The 26,863-nt window shown below is 53.1% G+C and carries 23 protein-coding genes and 1 riboswitch; of the genes, 21 read left to right on the top strand and 2 right to left on the bottom strand.

What is annotated here, in order from left to right:
* From ACLHIJ_RS02335 to hisG, 16 genes are all read left to right on the top strand, one after another.
* Nucleotides 1-453, top strand: a complete 453-nt coding sequence (locus ACLHIJ_RS02335; protein ID WP_411296307.1) for a carbamoyl-phosphate synthase domain-containing protein — start codon at nucleotides 1-3, stop codon at nucleotides 451-453.
* Nucleotides 454-3,765, top strand: coding sequence for a carbamoyl-phosphate synthase large subunit (carB, locus tag ACLHIJ_RS02330; protein ID WP_411296308.1), 3,312 nt, complete (start codon nucleotides 454-456; stop codon nucleotides 3,763-3,765).
* The gene (gene pyrF / locus ACLHIJ_RS02325) at nucleotides 3,762-4,583 is read left to right on the top strand and encodes an orotidine-5'-phosphate decarboxylase (protein ID WP_411296309.1); all 822 of its coding nucleotides are present in this window, start codon (nucleotides 3,762-3,764) and stop codon (nucleotides 4,581-4,583) included. Before carB ends, pyrF begins: the two co-directional genes overlap by 4 nt.
* A gap of 219 nt (nucleotides 4,584-4,802) precedes the next feature.
* Nucleotides 4,803-5,114, top strand: coding sequence for an integration host factor, actinobacterial type (mihF, locus tag ACLHIJ_RS02320; RefSeq protein WP_411296310.1), 312 nt, complete (start codon nucleotides 4,803-4,805; stop codon nucleotides 5,112-5,114).
* A gap of 88 nt (nucleotides 5,115-5,202) precedes the next feature.
* The gene (gmk, locus tag ACLHIJ_RS02315) at nucleotides 5,203-5,757 is read left to right on the top strand and encodes a guanylate kinase (RefSeq protein ID WP_411296311.1); all 555 of its coding nucleotides are present in this window, start codon (nucleotides 5,203-5,205) and stop codon (nucleotides 5,755-5,757) included.
* A gap of 37 nt (nucleotides 5,758-5,794) precedes the next feature.
* Entirely contained in the window at nucleotides 5,795-6,061 is a 267-nt protein-coding gene (gene rpoZ / locus ACLHIJ_RS02310) for a DNA-directed RNA polymerase subunit omega (protein WP_411296312.1), read from the top strand.
* 58 nt (nucleotides 6,062-6,119) lie between these two features.
* Entirely contained in the window at nucleotides 6,120-7,463 is a 1,344-nt protein-coding gene (locus tag ACLHIJ_RS02305) for a bifunctional phosphopantothenoylcysteine decarboxylase/phosphopantothenate synthase (RefSeq protein ID WP_411298391.1), read from the top strand.
* On the top strand, nucleotides 7,460-8,647 hold the full coding sequence (gene metK / locus ACLHIJ_RS02300; protein WP_411296314.1) for a methionine adenosyltransferase: 1,188 nt from the start codon (nucleotides 7,460-7,462) through the stop codon (nucleotides 8,645-8,647). Before ACLHIJ_RS02305 ends, metK begins: the two co-directional genes overlap by 4 nt.
* A 21-nt stretch (nucleotides 8,648-8,668) precedes the next feature.
* Entirely contained in the window at nucleotides 8,669-10,747 is a 2,079-nt protein-coding gene (locus ACLHIJ_RS02295) for a hypothetical protein (protein ID WP_411298390.1), read from the top strand.
* Nucleotides 10,748-10,808: 61 nt separating this feature from the next.
* Nucleotides 10,809-11,747 (top strand): methionyl-tRNA formyltransferase, encoded by a 939-nt coding sequence (fmt, locus tag ACLHIJ_RS02290; protein ID WP_411296316.1) that lies wholly within the window; start codon nucleotides 10,809-10,811, stop codon nucleotides 11,745-11,747.
* The gene (locus ACLHIJ_RS02285; protein ID WP_411296317.1) at nucleotides 11,740-13,161 is read left to right on the top strand and encodes a transcription antitermination factor NusB; all 1,422 of its coding nucleotides are present in this window, start codon (nucleotides 11,740-11,742) and stop codon (nucleotides 13,159-13,161) included. Before fmt ends, ACLHIJ_RS02285 begins: the two co-directional genes overlap by 8 nt.
* Nucleotides 13,162-13,165: 4 nt before the next feature.
* The gene (rpe, locus tag ACLHIJ_RS02280; protein ID WP_411296318.1) at nucleotides 13,166-13,822 is read left to right on the top strand and encodes a ribulose-phosphate 3-epimerase; all 657 of its coding nucleotides are present in this window, start codon (nucleotides 13,166-13,168) and stop codon (nucleotides 13,820-13,822) included.
* 193 nt (nucleotides 13,823-14,015) lie between these two features.
* Nucleotides 14,016-14,135: riboswitch (FMN riboswitch) on the top strand.
* Nucleotides 14,136-14,193: 58 nt separating this feature from the next.
* Nucleotides 14,194-14,961 (top strand): ABC transporter permease, encoded by a 768-nt coding sequence (locus ACLHIJ_RS02275; protein ID WP_411296319.1) that lies wholly within the window; start codon nucleotides 14,194-14,196, stop codon nucleotides 14,959-14,961.
* Nucleotides 14,958-15,980, top strand: a complete 1,023-nt coding sequence (locus ACLHIJ_RS02270) for an ABC transporter substrate-binding protein (RefSeq protein ID WP_411298389.1) — start codon at nucleotides 14,958-14,960, stop codon at nucleotides 15,978-15,980. Before ACLHIJ_RS02275 ends, ACLHIJ_RS02270 begins: the two co-directional genes overlap by 4 nt.
* A gap of 27 nt (nucleotides 15,981-16,007) precedes the next feature.
* Entirely contained in the window at nucleotides 16,008-16,271 is a 264-nt protein-coding gene (locus ACLHIJ_RS02265; protein ID WP_411296321.1) for a phosphoribosyl-ATP diphosphatase, read from the top strand.
* A gap of 14 nt (nucleotides 16,272-16,285) precedes the next feature.
* A complete protein-coding gene (gene hisG, locus ACLHIJ_RS02260) occupies nucleotides 16,286-17,131 on the top strand; it encodes an ATP phosphoribosyltransferase (protein ID WP_411296322.1) in 846 nt (281 codons plus the stop codon).
* 3 nt (nucleotides 17,132-17,134) lie between these two features.
* Here the strand turns inward: hisG and ACLHIJ_RS02255 are convergent, their stop codons facing one another.
* Nucleotides 17,135-18,235 (bottom strand): DUF3866 family protein, encoded by a 1,101-nt coding sequence (locus tag ACLHIJ_RS02255; protein WP_411298448.1) that lies wholly within the window; start codon nucleotides 18,233-18,235, stop codon nucleotides 17,135-17,137.
* A 29-nt stretch (nucleotides 18,236-18,264) separates the two neighbouring features.
* Between ACLHIJ_RS02255 and ACLHIJ_RS02250 the strand changes: the two genes are divergently transcribed.
* The 5 genes from ACLHIJ_RS02250 (at nucleotide 18,265) to ACLHIJ_RS02230 (ending at nucleotide 25,493) form a co-directional block, all read left to right on the top strand.
* Nucleotides 18,265-19,221 (top strand): helix-turn-helix transcriptional regulator, encoded by a 957-nt coding sequence (locus ACLHIJ_RS02250; protein ID WP_411296323.1) that lies wholly within the window; start codon nucleotides 18,265-18,267, stop codon nucleotides 19,219-19,221.
* Nucleotides 19,214-20,218: a WYL domain-containing protein gene (locus ACLHIJ_RS02245; RefSeq protein ID WP_411296324.1), complete on the top strand. Its 1,005-nt coding sequence runs from the start codon at nucleotides 19,214-19,216 to the stop codon at nucleotides 20,216-20,218. Before ACLHIJ_RS02250 ends, ACLHIJ_RS02245 begins: the two co-directional genes overlap by 8 nt.
* Nucleotides 20,218-22,860: a DEAD/DEAH box helicase gene (locus ACLHIJ_RS02240; protein WP_411298388.1), complete on the top strand. Its 2,643-nt coding sequence runs from the start codon at nucleotides 20,218-20,220 to the stop codon at nucleotides 22,858-22,860. Before ACLHIJ_RS02245 ends, ACLHIJ_RS02240 begins: the two co-directional genes overlap by 1 nt.
* 367 nt (nucleotides 22,861-23,227) lie before the next feature.
* The gene (lnt, locus tag ACLHIJ_RS02235) at nucleotides 23,228-24,745 is read left to right on the top strand and encodes an apolipoprotein N-acyltransferase (protein WP_411298387.1); all 1,518 of its coding nucleotides are present in this window, start codon (nucleotides 23,228-23,230) and stop codon (nucleotides 24,743-24,745) included.
* A gap of 1 nt (nucleotide 24,746) precedes the next feature.
* A complete protein-coding gene (locus ACLHIJ_RS02230) occupies nucleotides 24,747-25,493 on the top strand; it encodes a polyprenol monophosphomannose synthase (protein WP_411298386.1) in 747 nt (248 codons plus the stop codon).
* A gap of 196 nt (nucleotides 25,494-25,689) precedes the next feature.
* Here ACLHIJ_RS02230 and ACLHIJ_RS02225 read toward each other — a convergent pair whose 3' ends face one another.
* Nucleotides 25,690-26,043, bottom strand: coding sequence for an RNA polymerase-binding protein RbpA (locus ACLHIJ_RS02225; RefSeq protein WP_411296328.1), 354 nt, complete (start codon nucleotides 26,041-26,043; stop codon nucleotides 25,690-25,692).
* Nucleotides 26,044-26,863: the final 820 nt, after the last annotated feature.

Here is a 26,863-nt window from a genome sequence, read left to right as displayed (position 1 = left end):
GTGGAAGAAGCAGTCATTGTCTTTGATGATGGACGAGTATTTAATGCCCATAGTTGGGCAGCTACTGGAGAGATCTGTGGCCAGGTAGTTGTCACGACCGCAGCGACCGGATTTCATGAGCTGATGTGCGATCCGGAAAACACGGGCAAGATCCTCCTGTTCACAACACCGCATATCGGCAATACCTCGGTTGCTTTTTCAGCCCGAGCGGGGGAACCAATATGTGTTGCGGGGGTGATTGCCCGTGATCCCGTGCCCAGAGCAACGAATAGCACCACCTACGGCGAGCTGTCACAGGCATTAGCACAGGCTGGTGTTCTGGGGGTGCGAGATGTTGATACTCGCGCCATGGTTCGTCATATCAATGGGCGCCAGATGAGCGCCACCATTATTTCTGGCGATGAGCTACGCGCCAAACTTCGCCCTGCCCACGCGTTAACTGAGGAGCAGTAAATGCCACGTCGTAGTGATATTACATCTATTCTTGTCATTGGTTCTGGCCCGATTGTGATCGGGCAGGCGTGCGAATTTGATTATTCTGGCACGCAAGCATGCCGAGTTCTTAAAGACGAGGGATACCGCGTCATTTTAGTGAATTCCAATCCGGCAACCATCATGACCGATCCGAATATGGCCGATGCGACCTATATTGAGCCGATTACTGCCGAGGTTGTTGAACAGATTATTGCTCGGGAACGTCCGGATGCGTTACTGGCTACGTTAGGTGGGCAGACCGCTTTGAACACCGCAACGGATTTGTTTAACTCCGGGGTGTTGGAGCGCTATGGGGTGGAAGTCTTGGGGGCTAGCCCAGCGACAATTCGTAAGGGAGAAAACCGCGAAGAGTTCAAAGAGGTGGTGGAACGGTGTGGTGGGGAATCTGCCCGTTCTGTTATCGCCCATACCCTGGAAGAATGTCATGCCGCTGCCGAGGAATTAGGGTATCCGTTGGTGGTACGTCCGTCCTTTACTATGGGTGGTTTGGGCTCTGGTTTGGCCTACAACCAAGAGGATTTGGATCGGATTGTCTCGGGTGGTTTGCACTATTCCTTGACGGCAGAGGTGCTGCTCGAAGAGTCAATTTTAGGATGGAAAGAGATCGAGCTTGAGGTTATTCGCGATAAGAATGACGTCACAGTCTTAGTATGTTCGATTGAAAATTTTGATCCGGTTGGAGTCCATACGGGTGATTCCATCACGATGGCCCCGGCTTTGACTTTGACGGACGAGGAATTCACGAAGGTTCGAGATCTGGGTATAGCCATTATCCGTGAGGTTGGCTTGGACGCGGGTGGATGTAATATTCAGATCGCGATTGAGCAGCACACGGGCCGTATGGTGGTTATTGAGATGAACCCGCGCGTGTCGCGCTCGTCGGCTTTAGCCTCAAAAGCCACTGGCGTCCCGATTGCTAAGATCACGACGAAGTTAGCTGTGGGGTACACCCTTGACGAATTGATGAATGATATGACGGGGCGCCCGCTGTCGGAGGGTGATCCGGCTGTGGATTACGTCGTCGTGAAGGTTCCGCGCTTCGCCTTTGAAAAGTTCCCCGATGCTGATGACACCCTTACGACAACGATGAAATCCGTCGGGGAAGCAATGGCTTTGGGACGCAATTTCACAGAGGCTTTGCAAAAAGCAATGCGCTCTATTGATAAGAAGGGGGCAACCTTCCACTGGGGTCCGTTGGAGGATCTCCAGATCTTACGCGAGCGCATTATTCGCCCGACGGATACTCGCGTGATTGATATTCAACAGGCTTTGCGTGCGGGAATGAGCGTTACAGAGATCTTTGATCTCACTCAGATTGATACGTTGTTCTTGGATCAAATTGCGTTGCTGAATGAGGTGGCAGAGCAGTTACGTTCGGCTACTGCCTTGACCCGAGACCTGCTCGAATTGGCGAAACGTCATGGTTTCTCAGATCAGCAGATTGCGCAAATTCGGGCAATGAGTGAAGAGGCGGTGCGGGAGATCCGTTGGGCCTATGATTTGCATCCGGTCTACAAGATGGTTGATACCTGCGCTGGCGTTCATCCGGCGAGTACCCCGTATATGTATTCGACCTATGAGGAGGAAACGGAAGTCGCTGCTCGCGAAAAGCCTGCAGTGATGATCCTCGGATCGGGCCCGAACAGGATCGGGCAAGGGTTGGAATTTGATTACTCCTGTGTTCAAGCCACTTTAGCATTGAAAGAACGGGGAGATGTCGAGACGATTATCGTCAATTGTAATCCAGAGACGGTTTCCACAGATTACGACGTTTCAGATCGGCTCTATTTTGAACCCTTGACCTTGGAGGACGTATTAGAGATCTATCATGCCGAATCGCAGGCTGGCCCTATTACTGGGGTGATTATCCAGCTTGGGGGGCAAACGCCGCTTTCTTTGGCGCGGGATCTACAACGGGCCGGATTGCCGATTATTGGTACCTCTCCGCAGGCAATCGATGCGGCGGAGGATCGAGCGTTATTCGGTCAGGTGCTAGATGATGCGGGTCTGATTGCCCCACAATACGGTACTGCAGTGAGCGATAATCAGGCCTTGGAGGTTGCTGATTCGATTGGCTATCCGGTGCTGGTTCGACCTTCGTATGTGCTGGGCGGGCGCGGAATGCAGATTATTTATTCGCGCGATCAACTCTTGGAGTATTTGGCACGACGAGAATCAGATAAGACGGATGCTTCACGTCAGGCAGCCCCGTTGTTGATTGATCGTTTCTTAGATGACGCTATCGAGATTGATGTCGATGCGTTGTATGACGGTCAGGAGTTATTCCTCGGTGGCGTAATGCAGCATATCGAGGAAGCGGGTATCCACTCGGGAGATTCCTCCTGTGTATTGCCCCCGATCACCTTGTCGCAGAAGATGATTGATGAGATCGCGCGGGCAACGTTGGCGATTGCTCGTGGGGTTGGCGTGTGCGGATTAGTCAATATCCAGTTCGCGATTCAATCTGGTGTGTTATATGTGATCGAAGCGAATCCGCGGGCTTCTCGGACGGTTCCTTTTGTTTCGAAAGCGACGGGGACGGCCTTAGCGCCGGCTGCCACCTACATCATGATGGGTGAGACGATTGCGCAGCTTAAAGCGCGCGGATTCTTGCCGGAGCGCGATGCGCAGGTGATGGATCCTGGTCAGCCAATGACGGTTAAGGAGGCATGCTTGCCTTTCAAGCGTTTTACCACGCGCGAAGGTTTGGTGGTGGATACCGTACTCGGGCCAGAGATGCGTTCGACGGGTGAAGTCATGGGGATTGACGTGACGTTCCCTGCTGCTTTTGCCAAGGCGCAGGCGGGAGCCTATGGCCATTTGCCTACTTCTGGTTCGGTGTTTGTCTCGGTCTGTGATGCGGATAAAGGGGCGATCATTTTCCCTGTTGTCGTTATGGCAGATATGGGATTTACGATCTATGCCACGTCGGGAACGGCGGCGGTACTTGAACGGTATGGAATTGATGCGGTTGTGGTGGCAAAGCTATCTGAAACGCCCGCATCAGCAGATAGCAATGTTGTGGATCTGATTCGCTCTGGGGCGATCGATATGGTGGTTAATACGCCAAATTCGCAAGATGCTCGGGCTGATGGGTATGCGATTCGGGCGGCGGCAACTGCGGCGGATCTGCCGGTGATGACGACTGTGTCAGAGTTTGGCGCGGCGGTTCAGGCTGTCAAAGATTTGCGGGCGCGCAGCTTCGATATTGCCACGCTTCAGGAGTATCACCGTCGGGTGAATGTGCCGGCTAGCGGGGTGCAATCATGACCTATGGCGAACGGCAATATGAAGCTATCAAGCGCTTTGGGGGAGTATGTGCGGGAATTGATCCGCATGCCTCACTGTTGCGTGATTGGGAGTTGAATGACGATGTTGCCTCCGTGCGGGAATTTTCCTTGCGAGTGGTTGAGGCGCTAGCGGGATATGTGGCTGCTTTCAAGCCGCAGTCGGCGTTCTTTGAACGTTTTGGATCGCGTGGGATAGCTGTACTGGAGGAGGTCCTGGATGCTATTCGCAGCTATGATTCTCTCGCTGTGCTAGATGTCAAACGTGGGGATATTGGATCGACGATGGCAGGCTATGCGGATGCCTATCTATCACCGTCTGCGCCGTTGCGTGCCGATGCGATAACCGTCAGTCCATATTTAGGGTATAGCTCGCTGGAAGCGACCATTCGTTACGCTTATCAGCATGATCGGGGGGTCTTTGTTCTGGGGCTGACCTCGAATAAAGAAGCCGATGAGATTCAGCATGTTGGGCAGCCTGCGGTTGCTCGGCGGGTCTTCGATTATGTGTGCCAGGCCAATGAAGCGGCAGCCTGTACTCCAGGCTCGGTTGGTTTGGTTGTTGGGGCAACAATCGGGGATGGGGCACAACGCGCCGGCATTGAGCTCGCCTCCTTTAATGGGATCTATTTGGCTCCAGGAGTGGGGGCACAAGGTGCTGGAGAGCGGGAGCTGCAGGAGTTGTTCGCTGACGTTCCGACCTTGGCTTCGGCGTCGCGGTCAATTCTGGCAGCCGGTCCACGCGCTGATGATTTGCGCAGTGCGGCTCGCGCATTAGCGCAGTGGAACAATCGGTCATAACGCCCAAGTGTTAGTGTTGGGAGTGTGGTTAATAGCAAAACGTGACATATTCAACGGTCATATTTTGCCCGTGTGTCGCGAAGTTGCCGCTTATCGTAAAGCGCTGACCAGCGCAAACGATAAAAGCTAAATTGCGCCCTTACAAACGGCGAAAATGAGCGGAATTCTCACGGTTGCGGCGCTATATTTGCACTATCGCTAACACCGTGAGGAGACATCATGGCACTACCAACACTGACGCCTGAGGAGCGCGTAGCTGCACTCGAAAAGGCTGCTGTGGCACGCAAGAAGCGCGCAGCGATTAAGGAAGATCTCAAGTCAGGCAAGACAAAGCTCTCTGACGTCCTTAAACTGGCGCAAGACGATCCAGTTATCGGCAAGCTCAAGGTTTCATCCTTATTGCAATCTATGCCGGGGATTGGTCCTGCCAAGTGCGAGACGATCATGAAAACGGCGAAGATTTCCGATTCGCGTCGCGTCGCGGGCCTAGGTAAGCATCAGACGCAGCGTCTGGTCGAACTCTTTGGCTAAGAGATCATTTCCCCAATAGCGGCATCTGGTACGGGTGCCGCTATTGTTTTTTTTTGCAAAGAGTGGCCGAGAAAGACAATATAAAGATATGACCCGAGCTTTTGTGATTACCGGCCCAACGGCCGTCGGTAAAGGAACTGTCATTGCGCAGCTTCTCGATCAGATTGACGATGTGTGGTATTCGATTTCTGCGACGACGCGCGCCCCGCGCCCAGGGGAAGTCGATGGCGTGAACTACTATTTCGTTACTGCACAGCGTTTTGAAGAACTGGTGGAATCGGGGCAAATGTTGGAGTGGGCGGTCGTCCACGGCGTACATCGTTACGGAACTCCGCGCCAGCCAGTTGTGGATGCACTCAATGCTGGCAAACTGGTGATCTTAGAGCTGGATCTTGCTGGTGCTCGGCAAGTACGTGAATCTATGCCGGAAGCGACGCAGATTTTCATCGCTCCGCCATCTTGGGAAGAACTGGAGCGCCGGTTGCGTACCCGCGGAACAGAAGATGCGCAGGAGCAGGTCCGCCGTTTGGAAACTGCTCGCGTGGAATTGGCTGCTGAGGGCGAATTTGACCATATCGTCATCAATACAACAGTGGCACAGGCCACCGAGGAGCTACTCAACATTATGGCCGATAACGGGTAGAATAGAGCGCTGAATCAATCATTTATGGAAGGCAGTTATGTTCGGTACGACGCCAAATCCAGAGGGAATCACTTCACCGGCAATCGATAACCTCCTTGAGAAAGTCGATTCGAAGTACACCCTCGCTGTGTTCGGTGCAGCACGTGCTCGCCAGATTAATGCCTATCGTCAGGAGATGAAGTCCGGCGATGGCAATATCACGAACATCGGTCCGCTTGTTCCGGCTGCGGCGGAAGATAAACCTCTGTCGGTGGCGCTCAAGGAAGTCGCGGAAGATAAGCTGTCGCTGAGCCTTGACGATTAATTCGATACGCGCCGGAGCCTCCCAGGTGGGAGGCTCATTTTCTACATCGGCAAGTAGTATGAATCCAGACTCGCCGAAGCAAGATCGCACGCCTATGCGCATTGTAGTTGGGGTGTGCGGTGGAATTGCTGCTTATAAAACCGTAGCTGTGGTGCGCGCTTTGCGCGCGGCTGGGTGTGAAGTCCAGGTCGTTCCCACCCCTAACGCGCTAGAGTTCGTTGGAAAGACGACCTTTGAAGCGATCAGTGGTCATCCGGTGTATGTGCATACCCATGAGGCTGCTGACGAGGTAGCACATGTTCGCACAGGTCAGAATGCCGATATGTTGCTCATAGCTCCGGCAACTGCGCACACTATCGCTAAACTGGCATGCGGTCTGGCCGATAATCTTCTTACCGCAACTGCACTGATTGCCCCGCGTATTGCTATCGCCCCCGCTATGCATACTGAAATGTGGTTACATCCGGCGACGCAGGCCAATATTGCTACGCTAGTCGCGCGCGGAGTGCATATTATTGGTCCGGAGACGGGGCGCCTTACTGGAGCCGATAGTGGTATTGGGCGGATGAGTGAACCAAGCGATATTGTTGCACAGACCCTGCACATTCTCGATCTGGAATTAGCTAAGGCAGATCAAGTAATAGCAGCAACACCGCCTCACATATCTCAGCCAGGGGATTGTGCTACACCAGCGGCTGGGAGCTCACGCCCACTTACTGCTTCGCAAACTGCCGCTACAGGCCTGTCATTCATTATTTCTGCTGGTGGAACCCATGAAGCAATTGATCCAGTGCGGTTCATTGGGAACCGATCAAGCGGGCGCATGGGGGTGGAGCTAGCAAATGCGGCGGTGCGTGCCGGAGCACAAGTCCGACTTGTTGCAGCACACATAGATTCCCGTGTTCGTCGGGATATTGACCCACGGATAGCGGTCGAATCTGTTTCATCAGCCGACGATCTACATCAGGTTATGCGCCAGCAAAGTTCGAGCGCAGATGTGGTTATTATGTGTGCAGCCGTCAGTGACTATCGGGTGGCTTCGCGATCAGCTACGAAAATAAAACGCGGTGGGCCGATCAGTCTGGATCTTGTGCCAAACCCCGATATTCTCAAAGATCTTGTCGCCCATCGCCGTCCACAGCAAACTCTGGTGGGCTTCGCTGCAGAAACCGGCGATGAACATACTGATTTCCGAGAGTATGGCAGACGAAAAGCGCAAGCGAAAGGCGCGGATTTACTCGTTATTAATCAGGTGGGAGAGAACCTCGGTTTTGGGGAGGGAGATACCCGCGTCGTGATCGTTGATCGTCACGGTGAACCTCGCACAGAACTCAGCGGATCAAAATCTGAAATCGCTGCTGCAATCATTACAGACATCATCAGCTATAGGAAGAATTCATGACGCTTCAACCTTTCACGTCGGAATCTGTTACTGAAGGTCATCCCGACAAAGTATGCGATCGTATCTCAGATGTTATTCTCGACGCGCTGCTCGAACGTGATCCCCATGCGCGCGTTGCCCTGGAAACCACGGTGACAACTGGGCTCGTTCTCGTCGTCGGTGAGGTGACGACCAGCGCATACGTGGAGATACCAGAATTAATTCGGGCAACATTACGCGATATTGGCTACACCTCATCGGATATTGGCTTCGATGCGGATTCGTGCGGTGTGACAATCTCAATCGGTCAGCAATCGCCGGATATTTCCCAATCCGTCACGTCTTCACTCGAAAAACGCAGCGCCCTATGTGCCGATGTACTTGACGAACAGGGTGCCGGAGATCAGGGCATGATGTTCGGATACGCGAGCAATGAGACGCCGAGCTATATGCCGCTACCGATTCATTTGTCGCATCGCCTTGCTCAGCGGCTTACTGATGTGCGCAAGCGGGGAATTGTTCCGGGGCTACGCCCTGACGGCAAGACACAGGTGACGGTGTCCTATGACGAAAATCGTCCTGTGCGCTTAGATACGGTCGTAGTCTCAACTCAGCATGATGCTGACGTTTCCCACGAGTGGCTAGAAAACGCGATTCGAGAGCACGTTATTTTGCCAGTTATTGCCGAGCATTGCCCAGTTGACAGCTCGCAGATGGAGATTTTTGTCAATCCTTCCGGGCGGTTCGTTGTCGGTGGTCCGCAAGGAGATGCGGGGGTCACTGGTCGTAAAATTATTGTCGATACCTACGGGGGGATGGCGCGTCATGGCGGCGGCGCATTTTCCGGGAAAGATCCATCAAAGGTGGATCGCTCCGCTGCCTATGCTGCGCGCTGGGTGGCAAAAAACGTCGTTGCTGCAGGCTTAGCTGACCGCTGCGAAGTACAAGTTGCTTACGCGATTGGTCGAGCGCATCCGGTTTCCATCCGGTTAGAAACCTTCGGTACTCATCATGTTGAGATGGATGCCCTGGTGAATGCCGTCAAGACGGTATTCGATTTGCGACCGGCAGCAATTATTCGTGATCTTGACTTGCTCCGGCCGATCTATGCGGCCACATCCTCTTATGGCCATTTCGGTCGAGATCTCCCAGAATTCACGTGGGAACGCACGGATCGAGTGGAAGCGTTGCGCTCGGCGGTATAGTCACATGGCACAATAGAGGTCATGAACGGACAACCGGGTGACGATCTATTCAGCATCCCGCAGTATGAATATCAGGAGGAGCTTCTGGCGCTGGAACCAGTCGCTCGAGAGATTGATGCTGATTTCGCGCGTCCGGTTGCCCAAGTCTTGCTCGATATGCCCCAGCCGCACATGGATCGGCTGTTCGACTATGAGATTCCCGCAAAAATGGCAGAAGTGCCGGTTGGTGCACGAGTTGTTGTTGAGATTGGCGCACAGCGCGTCGATGGATTCATTGTTCGGCGCTGTGAAACGACGACGGCTGCTCATTTGCGTCCGATACGGCGGATCGTTTCCACAGTTCCCGTGCTCACCAAACCAATCTTGGAGCTATGTCAACATATTGCCGCTCGTGCCGCAGCGCCGGTAGCTGATGCGCTGCGGTTAGCGATACCGCAACGGCATGCTCGGGCAGAACGCGAGTTTTTTGCGCTGCCGCAGCGGCAGGTGGATCCGGTTTCCACGCTTGCTGGAGATAGCTGGAATTCTTACCACGGCGGGGCAGAATACTATGCCCAATTGTGTGGCGGTACGATCTTGCGCACCCTGTGTCAGCTACGAGCTCGCGATCCTTATGCCCGCATGCTCATGCCAGTTATCAGCGCATTGCGTCAGCAAGAAAAATCGGTGTTGATTCTGGTACCGACGCCGAATGCTGCCTGGCAGTTAGCTCGTGATATAGAGCGGCAATGCGGAGAACCCGTGGCTGTAGTGGTATCTGAGATGGATCACGCCCGACGCTATCAGATGTTTCTTTCAGTGCTCACAGGGCGTCATCAAATCGTTGTCGGAACTCGTTCGGCGGCGTGGGCTCCGGTGCAGAACCTTGGATTGATTGCGATACTGGATGACCAACATGCGGCATATCGTGAACCGCGTAGCCCGTATGTGCATGCACGGGATATTGCCCTGACCCGTGCCAGGATCGAAAATGTTGGAATACTGGCGTTAAACTACGGACCATCCTTAGCCTTGAGCTACGAGGTTGAGCAGGGGCGGATGCAGTTGATTACCCCGCAGGAGATACGCAGCGCCGTGGCGCAGATCTATTCGGCGCAGGACGTGCTCAGCGAAGGTGTTGAGATGTCTCGGATGCCCTCGGCTGTCTTTACGTTGACGCGCAATGCGTTGGCTGATGGGCCGGTGCTATTCCTGGTGCCGCGCGCCGGATACATCCTGCGTCTGGCCTGTGAAAATTGCCGAGCAGCGGTCACATGCCCGCATTGTAGAGAGCTAATGTCTATTCCGCAGCCGGATTCGCCGCCGATATGCCAGCGATGTGGCTATCGCGAAACGCGTTTTCGGTGTCAGAATTGTGGATCGCGGCGGGTGCGAGCAACTCGATACGGGTCACATCGCACTGCTCAGGAGATTGGTCGCGCATTTCGCAATGTGCCACTACACGTCGCCGGTGTTGGGCCAGAACATTCGCTAGACGATACCTCTCGTATTGTTATTGCAACGCCAGGGCTGATTCCGAATATCCGCGGCGGCTATGCGGCAGGGATCGTATTAGACGCTGGCTATTTGCTGCTATCGCAGCGGTTAACGGCTGATGAGCAGTTTGTTCGCACGATGGCATTAACAGCAACCCATATTCGCCCAATGGCTGTTGGCGGTAAGTTACTTATCGTCGGTCATGTTCCCGCGAACCTGATTGATGTAGGGCGCACGTGGAATATGGCTGGATGGGCGAAAGCGCAGCTCGCTGAACGTCAGCTTTTAGCATTACCGCCGACGACGTGCTGGGTAGAAGTAACTGGAAGTGAGCAAAGCGTCCGTGAACTCTTAGGATTACTCAGACGAGCAGCTCAATACGCTGGATATGAGGTGGAAACCGAGGAGCCACTTGCAGCGATACTGCCAGTAGGTGCAACAGACCTTATTCCTGGTATGAGCGTATTAGGCCCACAGCACGAGGGCGAGGAGATCCGCGTATATCTGCGCTATCAGGATAACGAACGAGAAGAAAAGACAGCACTTATTTATCAGGCGCTGCGGGAAGCCTCAGTTAAGCGGCGGGCACCGGGGGTGCACGTGCGGGTAGATCCGCAACTGTGAGACGCTCTGCCATTATTCACCTAGTTCTCACCGGCAAACTATTAGCCGTAGAATAGAAATCGTGCGTATTTTATTTGCTGGAACGCCACAAACTGCCGTTCCTTCTTTACAGCGTCTCCACGCGGAGCACGAGGTTCTTGCCGTTCTCACTCGTGCGCCTGCTCCGGTAGGGCGTAAACGGATTATTACGCCTTCGGCGGTGCATATCTGTGCCGAGGAGCTGGGATTGCCAGTGTTAACTCCGCGATCCTTACGTGATCCTGAGATCCGCCAGGCGATTATTGACTATGCTCCGCAAGCCGTCGCTGTGGTGGCCTACGGATTAATGATTCCGGCAGAGCTATTGCACATTCCTACGCACGGGTGGATCAATCTGCATTTTTCGTTATTGCCGCGTTGGCGTGGGGCAGCGCCGGTACAGCACTCCATTGCAGCGGGGGATAGCGAAAGTGGAACGTGTGTTTTTCAGATAGAAGAAGGTTTAGATACCGGCCCGATATACGATTGCCGGCGCACTGCCATTGAGGCACACCATAGCGCAGATACCTTGTTGGCAGAACTGGCAATCAGTGGAGCTATACAGTTAAGCGACGTACTAGGAGATATTGAGGGGCAGCGGGCGCACCTGCGCGCACAGACTGGGGAGATCAGCTATGCGCCACGAATAACAAGTGCTGATACTCGTATTTCTTGGCAAGCTGACGCGGCACATATCGAAGCACGCATTAGGGGATGGACGTCAGCTCCTGGCGCGTGGACGATGCTGAACAATCGGCGAGTGAAGATTGGGCCGGTGAGCTTAACTACCGAGGCAGGCATTGCACCGGGGCATGTCGTCGAACGCGATGGAAATATCCTGGTAGGGACTGCGACGACCGCTTTGCGTTTAGGGGATGTTGCTCCGGCGGGGAAGTCAGTTATGGCAGCGACACAGTGGTGGCGCGGGCTTCGCAGTGACCACCTGATCTTTGACGAAGCAGAGGAGAATACTGGTGAGTGAGCGCCCCCTGAACTGGCGTCCGGGCCGTAAACCGGCAGATCGTGCTCGGCGTATCGCCTTTGAGGTGCTATGTGATGTGGAGATGGCAGGAGCTTATGCCAATATTGCTCTGCCTAAGGCGCTTTCCGCAGCCCGAATGAATCGGCAAGACGCCAGCTTCGCCACGAATTTATGTTATGGCACATTGCGGTTATCTGGTCGGTGGGACGCAATTCTCCGACATTGTATGGATCGCTCTGATATTGATATTCCGGTACGAGTGCTACTGCGAATGGGAGCGCATCAACTTTTAGAACTGCGCACGCCGCCGCATGCCGCCATTAACGAGAGCGTGAACCTTGCTCGGGCAGTGGTTGGATCAGGGGCCTCTGGTTTTATTAACGCAGTGTTGCGTCGGGTCAGCGAACGCAACATACAGCAATGGCAGGAGCAACTCGTCGCCGATGCGGGCGGGAAAGTTAACTCGGTTGCTTTCCTATCGGAGTGGTTTTCTCATCCGCAATGGATTATTCGTGCGTTAGCTAGTGCGCTAGCGGCACATGGGCGTTCAACGCGCGATCTCATTTCTGTATTGCGGGCACATAACACCCCGACAGACGTCGCCCTTGTTGCACGGGGCATCTCCCGAGAAGATCTCGGGCGCGATATTGAGCGCGGGCGTATGCACTGGCATTTAGGAGAACTCGTTGATAGCGCGGTGATTTTAGAAGGAGGAGATCCAGGGCGGATCTTCGCAGTGCAAGATCACCTGGCTGGTGTGCAAGATGAAGGCTCACAGCTTGTTGCCCGAACCTTCAGTAGCGCGCCAATCCATCCTTCCCGTCCCGATAACCGATGGCTAGATATGTGTGCCGGGCCAGGTGGAAAGGCGGCAACCTTAGCGGCCAGTAATCCGCAGGTGAAAATCTATGCCAACGAGATTCATGAGCATCGGTTGCGGCTGGTAGAAAAGGCGGTTGCGCCGTGGTCAGATTCGGTGGTGTTACGGTGTGGCGATGGCGCAGATATTGGGCAAGAGCAGCCGGAATTCTTTGATCGAGTTCTCATTGATGCCCCGTGTACCGGCATTGGTGCTTTGCGCCGTCGCCCAGAATCGCGCTGGCGTAAAGAAGCCGGTGACGCTTTAGATCTGACGCGAACCCAATTAGCTTTACTAGAGTCAGGATGGCAGGCTCTGGCGCCAGGTGGCCTCTTGGGATATTGCACGTGCTCTCCATACGGGAAAGAAACCTTGGATGTGATGGAGACGTTCTTAGCTGCCCGTCCGGATGCTGCCCTTGTCGATGCTCGATCCTATGCACAAAAACAGGCCTTGCGTCCTATTGTGGGCAGTACGCCGTACCTTCAGCTATGGCCAGATCTCCACGGTAGCGATGCAATGTTCCTCGCATTAGTCACGAAGAAGGTACATTAACGTCATGAGAATTAATCCTTCGATCCTCAACTGCGATTTCGCTCATTTGGCAGATGAGCTGCATAAGATCCGCAATGCCGATTGGGCGCACGTTGACGTTATGGATAACCACTTTGTGCCCAATATGACAATGGGAGTACCGATCGTCGAATCCATTGTTCGGGTTAGTGAGATTCCCATTGACGCACATCTGATGATTAATAATCCCGATCATTGGGCGCCGGCATTTGCCGAAGCGGGCGCTAAATCAGTGACCTTTCATGCAGAGGCGGCAGCTGCTCCCATTCGCCTGGCGCGTGAGTTGCGGGCGATGGGGGTACGCGCTGGGCTGGCATTGAAGCCGGCAACGGCCATTGAACCATACGTCGATATTCTCCATGAATTCGACATGATCCTCATTATGACGGTTGAGCCTGGTTTTGGCGGTCAGTCATTTTTATCGTCAATGATGCCGAAGGTGGCGCGCACTCGAGAAGCAGTAAATTCCTCGGGGCTGGATGTGTGGATTCAAGTTGATGGTGGGATTTCACGCCAGACTATTGAGATTGCTGCAGCAGCCGGGGCGGATACCTTTGTTGCTGGTTCGGCAGTGTATCGAGCAGCGGATGCTTATGCTGAAGTGGCGGCGCTGCGTGCTTTAGCTACCGGCCATGCGCATTAGTCCTTAGCGTGCATTAGTTCTTATCCCTAGCTGAGATGAAGCATGGCAATTAAAGTGCGATCCGCCTCATTGCCGTGCGTGGGTGTAGGTACAGGTTATTCGCCCAGATAAAAAGAGACACAATACGTGCAGTGCTATGGGAATGACTGACTTCGGCCTCGTTACCTGTATGCGCTACACTGGTGAGGTACGCAATGTGCTCCGGGGTCAGTGTAAGTCTGAACCGGCGGTGATAGTCCGCGACCCAGCGTAGCTGGTTGACGAGGTGAAATTCCTCGACCGACGGTAAAAGTCCGGATGGGAGGAGCAAGGTGGGCAGTTCTTGCTGCCCGCATGTCCTGTGCCCCGGTGCGTGTATCCGGGAGAGGACGATGAGATCACATACCCGCTGGCTGGCCCCAGGCCTTGTCGGTGTTTTCGTATTGGCAGCGTGGGTGCTGACCACATCAACGGGTATGATTGCTCCATTCGTGCTTCCTGATCCGTGTGAGGTCTGCCAACGAATTATCCTCGGTTTTACTGACGGATATTTGCGAGAAGCAAGTTACCAAACGCTCAGCGAAGCTTTCCTTGGATGCATAGTGGCCGGGTGCATTGGCGTACCGCTCGGATGTGCTATGGCACATGCTCGGTTGTTTTCCGCAGCGATTCACCCGTACCTTGCAGCCTCGCAGGCAATACCTGCAGTGGCTCTCGCACCTCTTCTGGTGGTGTGGATGGGATACGGAAAAGCTCCAATTGTCGCACTGTGTACGCTCATGGTCATTTTCCCCATTGTCATTACGACGACGACGGGTATCCGCGGGATCGACCCAGATGTTATCTGCGCTGCTCGCCTCGATGGGGCAGGAGGGCTGCGTCTATTGTCATCAATAGAGCTTCCGCTTGCTGCGCCTTTCATCATCGCTGGGCTGCGTAATGGATTCACGCTCTCAATTACCGGCGCTGTTGTTGGTGAAATGGTGATTGGTGGGCGCAATGGTTTAGGTATCGCGCTATCGTCTGCACATCATCTCAATGATCTGACTGGCATGTTTGCCGTGATTGCTATTTTGGCTCTCATTGCTGTAGCTATCTACGTCGTGATTTTGGCAGTGGAGAACTGGACAATCTCAATAGTTACAGAAAGGTCATCATGAAAAAGATTGCGGCTCTCCTCAGCGTATGCACACTTTTAGTAGGCTGCTCCGCAACAGCTCATCAAGCCGGCGAGCAGAATCCTTCCGAGGCACATTCTGCATCGGGATCATCTGAGGGCGCCTTCACCATTGGGTTAACCTATATTCCCGACGTACAATTTGCGCCGATGTATATCGCCCATGACAAAGGGTTTTTTGCCGATGAAGGTCTTGATATTACGTTGCGTCATCACGGCGCTCAAGAAGCGCTATTTGGTGCGATGAGTAACGGTGAAGAAGATATTGTTTTTGCTGGCGGCGATGAAATGCTGCAGGCAGCTTCCACGGGAATTGACGTCGTTAACTGGGCGACGATGTATCAGCGCTATCCGGTTGTGCTCATTACTCGCCAGGATTCTCCGATCCATTCGCCAGCAGATCTTGCCGGTCATTCGGTCGGGCTGCCTGGTCCGTATGGGGAAAACTATTATGGTTTGCTGGCCATGATGCAGTCATATTCGTTAGCGAATGTCGATGTGCAATATATTGGCTACACTCAGGCGGCAGCTTTAGCTAGCGGTCAGGTGGACGCAATTATTGGTTTTACAAATAATGACGCGGTTGTCATGCGAGATTCCGGGATGGATATTCGTGAGATTCCGTTGGTCGCTGGCGATTTGCCACTAGTTGGGGTGGGGTTAGGTTCGCCTCGTGATGCGATCAATCCGGTAGCTTTTGCCAAAATTCTCCACGCTTTACAAAAGGCGTGTGAATACGCTTCAGAACATCGCGATGAGGCCTTGGATATTGTGGCGCATTATGTGCCCTCGTTACGTGACCCTGCGCAGCGAGCACGGGCAGGTCAGGTGCTGGATGCCACGTTAGCGCTGTACACCGGATCGTCGGTATTTGGTTCACAAAATACCGCAACCTGGGAGGCGATGGCACAGTTCTTGAAGCAGTCAAAGGTCATTGACCGCGTTCCAGATTTGCCAGCATATACGACGGCAGTTCTTGACCAGTGGGCAGGTGGCAAGTAATTCGTCAGGTTTAGGTATCCTCAAGGCATGAAAACCTTTGACGATTTATTTGCCGAACTGCAGGATAAAGCACATAAACGCCCAGATGGTTCTTTGACTGTCGCGGAACTTGATCGCGGGGTGCACCATATTGGGAAAAAGATCATCGAAGAAGCGGGTGAAGTGTGGCTTGCTGGCGAGTATGAATCTGATGAGGCACTTGCTGAGGAGATTTCGCAGTTGTTATATCACCTACAGGTCATGATGATTGCTCGTGGTCTGACGATAGATGACGTTTATCGGTTTTTGTGAGGTGAGATAGTCCGATGTTACGTATCGCGGTACCAAATAAGGGCTCTTTGGCTGAGCCTGCCTCGCAGATGTTGCGGGAGGCAGGCTACCGTCAGCGCCGAGAAAGCCGAGAACTGGTATTAGTTGATCGGGATAACGACGTGGAGTTTTTCTATATTCGCCCACGTGATATTGCGGTCTATGTTGGAGCTGGGACGGTTGATGTCGGAATCACTGGACGCGATCTGTTAATTGATTCTGGCGCCTCGGCATACGAGCATCGCCCTCTGGGTTTTGCCCGCGCGACCTTCCGTTTTGCCGCGCCACATGGCGAGAATATGACGTTGACGGATCTTGCGGGGAAACGAATTGCCACCTCCTATGACACTTTGGTTACGAAGTACCTTGCCAAGCATGGGATTTCCGCCCAGGTTGTCCATCTCGATGGTGCAGTCGAATCCTCGGTACGCCTAGGCGTTGCAGATGCGATTGCAGATGTCGTGGAGACGGGAACGACCTTACATGCGGCTGGTATGGAGGTATTCGGAGAGGCACTTTTGGAATCTGAGGCCATTTTAATCCGTCGAGCAGACGCGCAGATTAGTGATGAGCTGCGGGTATTGGATGGTCGGTTGGCCGGTGTGATAACAGCGCGAAACTATGTGTTGGTTGATTACGACGTCAGGAAGGATAATCTGGACGCAGCTATCAGCGTCACTCCTGGTTATCATTCTCCGACTATTGCACCATTGCATGACGATAACTGGGTGGCAGTGCGAACGATGGTGGAACGCGCTGCAGTCAATCACGTCATGGATGAGCTATATGCGCATGGCGCGCGCGGTATTTTAGTGACTCCGATTGTGACTTGTCGGATTTAGGGACTAGCTGGGTAGTTCCGCATTGTGCAGGAGCTGCCCAGCATAGTACCCAGATGCTCCGGCCATGTAGAAGGATAGTGGGTCTTCAGCGAATCCGCGTCCCATAGTGCGCAGGGGAGCGGGCGGATTTATCAGCGCGGCAGTCAGATCCTCACCAGGCATACTGACGAATCTCAGATGCGCAATGCTGGCTAAATCTACAAATTGTTCGGTAATTCGTGCATGTAGCGCAGGATCCATGTGTGGAAGATCGACGTTAACTACTGTGGTTGGTACACGAACAACGTCTTTTAGTACACGCATAGTGTGGTGGGATATTCCCCAATGGCGCTGACGGCTATCGGCGCTGGAGGCGCGTACACAGGCAATAGGATGACCGTGTAAAGCATAAACTGCATTCAATGCTTCGCCGATTGCCACCCCAGAAAATCCCCATCGGGTATCGGTTCCTAAATTGCCTGGACCTTGTGCAACGATAGCAATATCGGCATGCCATACTAGCCGAGCTGCCAGTAACGCGGTATGGATGGAGACGGCTTCCAGCTCTCCGCCGAAGGCCTGCCCACAGCTAATAGTGCCGATAATATGACCATTTTCGCGCAGTTGCCATGCGGTGTGGGAAAACCATGCCGGCAAGGCCCCGCCATCGGTCATAATGTAGGCAATGCGAGCCTGGGGTGCCGCACAGCGGATGCCAGCGATGATTGCCGGCAAAGCAGAATGTAGATCCGCACAGATAACGGGCATTGCGTCAATGGAATCCGCATCGCACAAGATGGGGTAGTGCGGGGAATCTGGCTCGTCAACGCTGAGAACAGTGTATTGCAAAGGGGTGTAACGAGCTTTAACAATATGTCCAATACGATGATTGTCCGTCGGAAGCGCGTGTGGAATGGCCGCGATCATAGCGAATCCGCCCGTACCGAGATTTTTTGCCAGGGTGGCACTCGTTATCAGGACTTCCTCACCAATATCGGCGCGCCCGACCAGGGGAACATAGCCAATTGCGCGTACCTGTGTGCCGTCATCGCATACCAGATCGTAAACACGGCATTGACCCCACTCTTGCGCTACTCGTATTACCTGTGCGCTTTTCCACATCATCACGTTTTCACTTTAGTAAGGTGGCAAGTATGAGCACAACGCCAGAACCCTCATCCGGTTATGCGATTGGTGATGAGGAGCCGGAGTACGTCGGGTATCGTAAAGGGGATCGGCTTCCGGCGTTATTGCTCGCTTTACAATCAGGGTCGGTGACGATAGCGGATCTGCTGCGGCTGCCGGTTTATCGCGAAGCGAACTCGACAACGATATACAACGATATTCGCCAGTTGCGCCAGAGCGGCTATCTTATTTCCTCTCATGATGGGAAGTTTTTCCTGGAGTGCAACCCTATAGATCTTTCTTCAGCACATATTGGCACGCTCAGTGCGATTCGCTATATCTGCCGTAGTGCCGCCTGGCATACCGCGCCTTCGCGAGCAAGTATTACGAAGTTATTGGGATACGGTGACGATCCTGGCGATTTTTCTGACGCGATAGATGTTGCCAGCGTGAGGTATGCCGGAGTTGCGTCAGTGCTCGCGGCAATCCAGCATCGCAAACGGATCCGGTTTCAATATTGCTCAACGCGCCACTGTCAGGTTCGTTCTTATGTTGTTGAGCCGTATCAGATTGGGAATATTCGAGGATCGTTCTACCTTCGGGGCTATCAGTGTGAGCCGAGCGTGGAAGATGGTCAACGGGTATATAAGATGTCTCGTATTGTTGGTGGGATCGAAGAATTAGCACAGACGGTGGAAGATCGCGATGGTTCTGCCTCAAAATCTGCACTCGATCCAGTGGCGGCAACACTGTTAGCATTTCGCTATATTCCGCTGTTGGAACGGGCTGATGAGGTGCGACCAGCCGCAGGCGGGGGATTTGTGTGTAGGTTTTGTGCCATTGATCGTCGGGAGCTGTATGAGGATCTCGTATTTTATGGCGCAGATACTGTGTTGTGTGCTCCGCCGTCATTAGTTGCCGATTTCCGTGCCAGGATGATCCATATTCGTGCCATTACTCAGCGGGTGGGGCGATTTGATGAGTGATATTGAGTTGGCTCGTAAAATTGCCATATTGACGAAGTTGGCGCGTAAGGATATGTCAATTCGGGAGATTGCCCGTGAGCTACAGATGCGCATAGCGGATGTGCAGCTCGCCTTGACTCAGCTAGCTACGTTAGAACGTCAGGAAGAATCTGGTTTCTACTCAACGTTGGTGGACTTGGATTATCAGTTATCCGAGTTAGATGAACCTGTCGTTTTATTGACTGATGAGTCTCATCTGGCGCCATATTTTTCGTTGTTTGATGTGGTATGTGTGCTGACTGTTATTGGTCAGTTGTTGTCGGTTGTTTCAGAACATTCATCGGCGTATGACGAGTTGATCCATGTGCGCCATGTTCTTCTTGACGCTTTAGAGCGGGCGGGGTACGCGCAGGTGTTGTGGATGATGCCGTTGCTGGCGAATCGTTCACCTGTTATGCATACGGTGTTAGAGGCAATCAATCGTCGGCTTGCGCTCGATATTGTCTATCTTAAAAGCCGCGATACTCCGAGGGTTGACCGGCCAGTTCAGGAGCGTATCCGTATTCTTCCCACTCAGATTCTTCTTGATCGGCGAGCTTACCTGGTGGCGCGTAGGATCACGACGGAGGCAACTATTTCTCGGTCGGTGCGCCATTATCGTATTGACCGGATAGCGCATGCGCAGCTATGCACTGATATTGTTGTGTCAGAAAAGACGCGAAATGAGGTGAATCGCTCTGCTCGTGCTGCTCGGTTTTGTGGGGTGGATGTGACGCTGACGTGTAGGTCGGCAGGGCGCTGGTTGGCGGAGGAGATCGCGGATGCGCGTTGCCGTTTTGTTGGGGAGAATATCCAGATAACGTTTCCTGTGGCGCGGCTATCTTGGCTGTTTTCATTGGCGCTTCAGTTGGGTCCAGATTTGCTTCGTATTGAACCGACGTATGTGGCCGATGCCTTGGGCGAGTATGCGCGTGATTATTGTCAATATTTTGAGGATAACCAGGATGAGACGATCTGATGACTGATTCTCATATTGCCCGCTTTTTTATTGATCGTTATGCCCAGCGGGGGATAATTCTTGACGATTTTCAGCGTCAGGCTATGAGGGCTTTAGAGGCTGGCCATGATGTTCTGGTATGTGCCCCGACGGGATCAGGCAAGACAGTGGTCGCGGAATATGCGGTGGAATTGGCCTTAGCGCGGGAGCAGCGGTGTATTTACACTGCACCTATCAAGGCGCTATCTAATCAGAAATTTCGGGATCTGTGTTCGCGTATCGGAGCGGAACACGTCGGCTTATTGACCGGAGATCAGACGATCCGACGCCACGCGCCGATTCTTGTGGTCACCACGGAAGTCTTGCGCAATATGTTGTTTGTTCATGACGACATGATTTCGGATGTGGGATACGTCGTCCTGGATGAGGTTCATTATCTTGCAGATCCGTTTCGGGGGCCGGTATGGGAAGAAATCATTTTGCAATTGCCGGCTCAGGTGCGCCTGGTTTCGCTGTCAGCGACGATTGCGAATGTGGAGGAGTTTAGCCGCTGGTTGACCTCGGTTCGCGGCGAGGTTGAGGTGATCGTCTCTCAGGTGCGTCCGGTTCCTTTGCAACAGCATGTGGCGGTTGGTCATAAATTATTGCCGCTGTATGGTTCGTCGGGGGAGGTATCTGCGGCTTTACGGCGGGCCGATGAACGTATGTCGGAGCGCAGATCGGGGCGTATTGGCTTTTCTCGCCGTAAACGCATACTCGATATATTGGGGCGGCATGATCTGTTGCCGGCAATTGAGTTCATTTTTTCGCGTAAAGGTTGTGATCGGGCGGTCAGTGACCTCCTGGAGGCAGATATAACGTTAACTACTTCGGCTCAGCAGAAACAGATCGGGCAGCGGCTTAGTACATTGCGAGCTGCATTAACCGCAGAGGATCGACGGACGGTTCGTTTTGAGTATTGGGCACAGGCCATGCGGCGTGGATATTGCGCTCATCATGCGGGTATTTTTCCGCCATTGAAGGAGCTGGCTGAGGATCTCATGGAAGCTGGCTTGCTGAAGCTGGTCTATGCGACGGGCACTTTGGCATTAGGTATTGATATGCCGGTGCGCACTGTTGTTTTAGAAGAGACGAAGCGATGGAATGGCGCTGATTTTGTTGATCTGTCAGCAACTGAATATACCCAGCTCATCGGGCGTGCTGGTCGTCGTGGGCGAGATCAGGTGGGGCATGCGGTTGTTATGCATAGTTCTGATCTTGATGTCGATTATCTGGCTGATTTGGGTTCTGGTCGAGTAGATCCGCTCCTTTCCGCATTTTTCCCTTCATATAATTCGGTTGTTAATCTTTTGGCCTACCATGACTACGCCCAGGCGCGAGCTATTATGGGGACTTCCTTTGCACAGTTTCAGCGCAATGCTGATCTTGGGCAGATGCGTGGGCGAATTGCCCGACTGCGCGCACGGCTTGCACAGCTAGAGGAATCCTTGCAGGATATGTGCGAGTACGGCGATGTTCTCGATTACATTCGCGCCCGAGAACGTGGCGGGCGAGCCAGCAAATCGGCGCGTCGTCGAGCAAAAGAAGCGTACCGGCTTCGGATTATTGAATCGTGGAACGGTGTTCGCACTGGTCGGGTATATGCTTTTGCGTGCCACGGCGAGCTAGATTACGCAGTGGTGTTATCAGTTGGTAGTAAACGGCTGCGAATTATTGATGTATCGGGGGCATTGCGTTGGCTGTACTTTGACGATCTTTCTTCGGCATTGCGTGAAGTTGCTGATATTGATTTACCTTTCGGTATTTCGGTCAAAGATCGGGAGGTTCGTCGGGATATTGCCTCGCGGATTGATCGCCTTGTTCGGGATCGTTTTGAGTGGGGCGCTGATGCTGATCTTGAGATGTCGTGGGATCGTTTTGCGGATGTTTGTGATCCGGCTGTTCATAACCATCCGGTACATCAGTGCCCACATCGGGCAGATCATATTGAATATGCGGCACAATGGGTGACGTTACATCGGCAGCTTGCTCACCTTGAGGAACAGTCCGAATCCTTTGACGATTCAGTGGCGAAAGAGTTCGATGCCACAGTTCGAGTGTTGGGGTATCTGGGCTATATTCAGGGTATTCCGAAAGATACAGCGGATTTTACAGATATTGCACCTCGCATTGGGCGAGTGAAATTAGCTGGGGGAGCGCAGCTATTGCGGGGAGTTCATTCGGAAGCAGATTTATTGATCTGCCTTTCGTTGGCGCAGGCGCAGTTGCGTGATATGACCCCTGCAGAGTTTGCGGGCGTGATGTCTGTTTTTCTTGCGGATCGGCGTTTGGGTTCCGGGATGCCGACGCGTCCTACGTTACGACGGGCATGGCGCGCTATTGAACGCGATCAGGAGTATCTGACTGCTATTGAAGCACAACAGGGGATTACTCGTACTCCAGAGCTGTTTACCGGCGCAATGGATGCGTTTTGTGCCTGGGCAGAGGGGGCGCAGTTGGAGCATGTGCTGCGTGCTGGAAATTTTGTTGTCGGTGATTTTATTTCTGCTAATCGACGGCTTATTGATCTGTTGGGGCAGGTTGAGATGGTTGAAGCAAGCGAGTATCTGACGTCTACAGCTCATCAGGCGCGGCTGGCAATCACTAAATGGACGTGGCTGTAAGAGTCTCTGGCATATCAGTGTTGCGTGTGCGCAAAGAGGGATGTGTAGTTGTCGTATGGGAAGCGAAATTGGCGGTCTGTGATATTTATGGAAACACACCCAGAAATACGACACGCCAACATCTTTTCAGTTTTCTCTACTGTTTGTGCAGGTGGTCTGGTGATTCTGGGCACGGTCTTAAAGTCCGCTTGCCCGCATACTCGTGCTGTGCGTACCCTATGAGAGGTGTTGGACGCAGGCACAGTGAGATCCGATAGAAAACGAGTGATATATCGGTCCGAGGGATCCTATATGTGCCTGCGTTTTTCACATCTATAGAGTTTTCGTATTTTCGGCACAGCATACAGCAGGTACTAAGATGGCCTATATGAGAATCGTGCTCGCCATCCTTGCCGGTTGTGGGCTATATGCTGCCAATACTCCGTTGCGATGGTGGGCCTTGATTGTTCCGGCCCTCATGTTTTTATGGTGGGCGGTGCGCGGTCAACGGGTTGGGCGAGCAGCGTGCCTGGGCATGTTGACCGGGCTGTGCTACTTTATGCCATTGTTTTCTTGGGCAGCAGTCGCTGCGCAAACGCCGATAGCGCTTGTGGCATTAGCTGGCGTTGAATCCTGCTATATCTCGCTATGTGCGGCGTTGTGGGCGTTATCCTCGCGCGTCGCGCCTAATGTGCCGCGCCCATACCGCATCGCCGTGCGCGCAGGATGTGCAGCGGCTATCTGGACGGCAATAGAGCAGCTACGTTGTTGTTGGCCTCTTGGCGGGATGCCGTGGGGCAGACTGGGATTTGCTCTGGTTGATTCTCCGATGGCTTCGCTAGCGCCGTATGGCTCAACTGCCCTTATTGCCTTCGTCTGTGTTATGGCTGCGGTTATCGCTGTTGAGGGGATTAGTCGTTCGTATTTAGCGAGCAGTTGTGCGGTGGGCCTGGCCGGGGTATTTATCGTCGTGCCAGCTATTATTCCAGGTGGACTGCGCCCGGTCGGCGCCACAATATCTGTTGCCATTATTCAAGGCGGAGTGCCTGACGATTCGACACCAGATAAGGCGCGTATCGTCACGGAAAATCACATTGCCCAAACCCGTCAGTTATTTTCGAAGTTATCAACGAAACCGGATCTAGTGTTATGGCCGGAATCCTCGTCTGATCGAGATATTCGTGTTGATCCGGAGCTGGGTCCACAGGTGATGAACCTGGTCAACGATATTGGCGTCCCGTTGGTGATGGGGACGCAACGTTATGAACCTGATGGGCGGTATAACGATGTGCTGGTTATTGTCCCGCATCGCGGTCCGATAGCGTATTATCGCAAACAACATCCCGTCCCGTTTGGGGAATATGTTCCACTGCGAACGCAGATACGTTCATTTGCCCCGGCAGTTGACCGTATTAGCAAGGATATGTTGCCCGGTGATGGGATAGCCGTGCTGGATGTTCCTTTGGTAAATGGCACGATTCGCCTGGCAGTGCCGATCTGTTTTGAAATCGCAGATGAGGAGATTGTTGCTCGGGCAGTTAAAGCCGGTGCTGAGCTCATTGTTGTGCCGACGAATAATGCGTCATTTGGGAAGAGTGAGCTTGGGAATCAGCAGTTCGACATCACTCGTTTTCGAGCCCGAGAGCATGGACGGACGGCGATTCAAGTATCGACATCCGGGGTTTCCGGGGCGAGTAATTCGCGATCAGTAACGCAGTATCGCACTGCGCCGCTCAGTGTTGATGCTCGTGTTATTCAGGTGGCTCGCCATACTCAGTTGACGCCAGCGACCCAGACGTACCTCCAGCGGTGGTGGGTGGTGTGGATTCTCGGAGCCTCAGCTTCTCTTGGCGTGAGTGTAGCTGCCTTACTTGAGCTTCGGGTGCAACGAAAGGCAAAGCGCTGATATGACTCGTATTCTCATTTGTATCCCGACGTACAATGAGCGGGAGAGTTTGCCTGATATTCTGCAACGCACGCGACGGGCCGTTCCACAGTGCGATATTTTGATCATCGACGATGCCTCTCCGGATGGTACCGGGCAGTATGCACAGCAGTGTGCAGACGCAGATGCTGCGGTTTTTGTGCTACATCGCGAACAGAAAACTGGATTGGCAGATGCGTATTTTGCTGGTTTTCGTTGGGCGATAGCCCGAGGATATGATTTTGCCTGTCAGATGGATGCCGACGGATCGCACCAGCCGGAGCAGTTGCCTGCATTATTGCAACGCGCTGTGGCGCCGGATAGCCCTGAATTGGTGATTGGATCTCGGTGGGTTGCCGGTGGGGAAGTGGTGAACTGGCCAAAGTATCGCCAGGTACTCTCTCGTGCTGGAAATAGGTATGTGCGAGCACTTACCGGCTTGCCTGTTAGTGATGTGACGGCAGGATTTCGTGTCTATCGCACGGATTTGCTGCGTCGGATAGATTTTAATGACGTATCCGTGCATGGATATTTCTTTCAGGTTGATATGACGTATCGAGCGGAGCAACTAGCAGCTCGCATTGTTGAAGTCCCGATTTCTTTCACGAATCGAACCTTAGGGGTATCGAAGATGTCGTCGCGCATTATTGGCGAGGCCTTCGTGCACGCAACCTCTCTGGGAGTGCGCAGGCGCTGGTCGCAGCTACGTCGCCGGATTACTTCTCGATAGCTCTGCAGTGAGGAAGGTGGCGTGGCAAATCTGCGTGTAGCTTGCCCGTTGAGGGTAATTGCTGTTTGCAGGGTGCTCTCGGCAAGAGCTAGGTGTAGTTGTGGGGTGTGTGATTGGTATAATATTGTACCAATCACACACCCCACATTGACTACCGATTACATCTCATTGCGCGCTGGCGGCAGGATCTACGCGGTTAACTGTGCCGGCGCGTATGTAGTTTGCCTGCACGTAGCAACGCTAGGCGTTCTTCGAGCAATACCTTTAATTCTTCTTCAGAGCGACGCTCCAGGAGCATATCCCAGTGTGTGCGCTGTGGTTTTGCTGGTTTTGCGTCATCGTCGGTTGCTGAGCCGACGAGCTCGGCAGGCGCTCCGCATTTACATTCCCAGGTCTGTGGTGCTTCCGCTTCTGAAGCGAAAGTGACGTTAAAGGTGTGGTTATTTGAGCAGGTGTAGGCTTCCTGGCGTCGTGCGACGAAGGAGACGCCAATATCTGATTCGAGTGAGTGTGCGCCGATGCGCATTCCGCGCAGTGAGCGTTCTGCCATGTGTTCCTCCTAAATCAATACACATAAATTATATTGCTCGGCGCAAACGTCGGTTTCACAGGGGCGTTAATGGCTAAATTCTAAGGAAAGATAGGCCTATATAGATTCTGTCAACATATCTAAAGATCCGATAATGCACATTATGACAAATTAGCAGTGGGAAAACGAGAAACCCGGAACGGGTGCTTTTATGTAGTTATCAACTCAGAGATTATTAACCCGCTACCGCTACCCTGCAGACCGTATACAGACGGAAGCAGACCTAAAACTTACTGCTTTGCCACATTTCATGCCTTGTACGAACATGAACGAATCCGAAAACGTTACCCGACGACAAATGCATGCCGGCGCCGCATTGAACATGCCCTGTTTCCATGCGCCAACTCGTATGCTCGTGACGTATATGAGCGAGCCGTATTTTTTACGACTAATTCACTCTCAGATCCAACCGTCAGCTTTAGTCGCATTGCCAACAGTATTGACATCCATCACGTAAGACATCTACATCAATCAACGCAGATAACATCAACAGCGAGCCGACAAGATATACCTGCAATACTGCCAAAGGTAAGCTACGTGCTCTGGTATTCGATCCTCCGGTGCAATCTCTCCAGCCATCGCGACGCAGATGAATCCATCTAGCGACGACGCTTGCTGATTGACCGCATACTTGCGCTTTCTTATTGGCTATTTGGGTTATAGGACAAAATGTGTTGCTTGTGGGTTAGTCCCAGGTGTTGTGGTATGGGGTGGTGTGGTGGAGTTCGTTCCAGCAGATTGCGTCGCCCCAGGTGGGTATGGTGGTGTTGGCTTGTTGGTG

The sequence above is a fragment of the Trueperella sp. LYQ141 genome (assembly GCF_046599555.1).
Lineage (GTDB): Bacteria > Actinomycetota > Actinomycetes > Actinomycetales > Actinomycetaceae > Trueperella.
This window is presented reverse-complemented; position numbering and strand designations above follow the sequence as displayed.